The sequence below is a fragment of the Kitasatospora sp. NPDC093558 genome (assembly GCF_040683475.1).
In the GTDB taxonomy this organism is placed as follows: Bacteria; Actinomycetota; Actinomycetes; order Streptomycetales; family Streptomycetaceae; genus Kitasatospora.
The window spans coordinates 1-1,176 of record NZ_JBFBDY010001304.1; the positions used below are offsets into that span (position 1 = coordinate 1).

Annotated in this window: 1 protein-coding gene; it reads right to left on the bottom strand. The window is 68.3% G+C overall.

Annotated elements, in window-relative coordinates; all coding sequences use genetic code 11:
* A partial coding sequence (locus AB0O00_RS40550; RefSeq protein ID WP_363659669.1) for an MAC/perforin domain-containing protein occupies positions 1-524 on the bottom strand: 524 nt, incomplete at its 3' end.
* Between the last annotated feature and the right edge of the window lie 652 nt (positions 525-1,176).

A 1,176-nucleotide genomic window follows, 5' to 3' on the forward strand; every position in this document is an offset into this window, starting at 1 on the left:
CAGAGCTGCTCCTCGTAGGCGAAGACCTGGAAGATCACCTCGCCGTAGTGCACGGCGGTGACGAAGTGGGTGCCGAAGGTCTCGAAGAACGACAGGTACTGCGCGGCATCGGACACGGACGGCCGGGCGCTGCGGTCCGGCAGCTTCTCGACGGCGCCGTCGGCAGCCGGGGTCAGCTTGACCTGGCCACCGGTCTCGGACGGGTCGATGCTCTCCACGCGGTGCTTGCGGACCTGCCGGACCAGCATGTAGCCGAGGCCGGGCTTGAGCGGAACCCCGAGGTAGTCACCGAGTGCCGCGGCAGCGGCGGCCGCGTCGGCGTCCCCGAGGACGAGGGAACCGGCCGGTACCGTCCCCTTGCCCCGGGTGACCAGTACTTGGTGATCGTAGAGCTTGCCGACGAGGCCCACGGCGTCCGGATGGATCGTGACGACCGGCCCCGACCAGGCGTTGCGGTCCTTGACCGTCGCGGGCTCGACGGCCGTGACCGGGACCTTCGAGGGCGGGAAGAGCGGGGACCGCACCTCCTTCCCCCAAGGGCGATAGCCGAGGAGCAAGTTGACTCCCCCACCGACATGCGGCACAGCAGGCATGGGTGCACCTTTCCTGGAAAGGCTGGTTCTTGTGCGCACGACATCCTGGCAGCCGGGGCGGGAAGTGCGGCTGACGGACACTCGCATCCGGATTCAACGGATGATCCGATTTCGCAGCCGCGCTGTTCACGCGTTCAGGCAATTACCAGACGGCAGACCCGGCCGCTCGTTGACTTCGGCCCACCCCTCTCCGGGCCGCCCGTGGTCGCCGTCACCAACGACGGGTGACCCATCCGCGCCAACCCTGAGTCCTTGCCACCGACGAGCCGCTCTCAGGTGTCCTCAGGATTCTCAAACAACGTAACACTTCCCACTAACTCGCTCTCCGCTGCTGCGACCCGCGGAGCAGCGGAGAGCACAGGGCACCTTCTCCTGGCCCGATCGCTACCCGGTCGGCTGGTCCACCTCCGTCACCAGTCCCGCCGCATCAGCCGGTGACGGGCTGGGGATCGTGTTCCTCTTCGGGACCACAACCTTCTTCCGCGGCCTCCCCTTCGGACGATGCGAAGGCACCTCCGCGCCCAGCCGCTCAAGCTCGTCGGGGCGCCAGCCTGCTGCCTCGGCGGCAGCGTAGGCGGTCCCG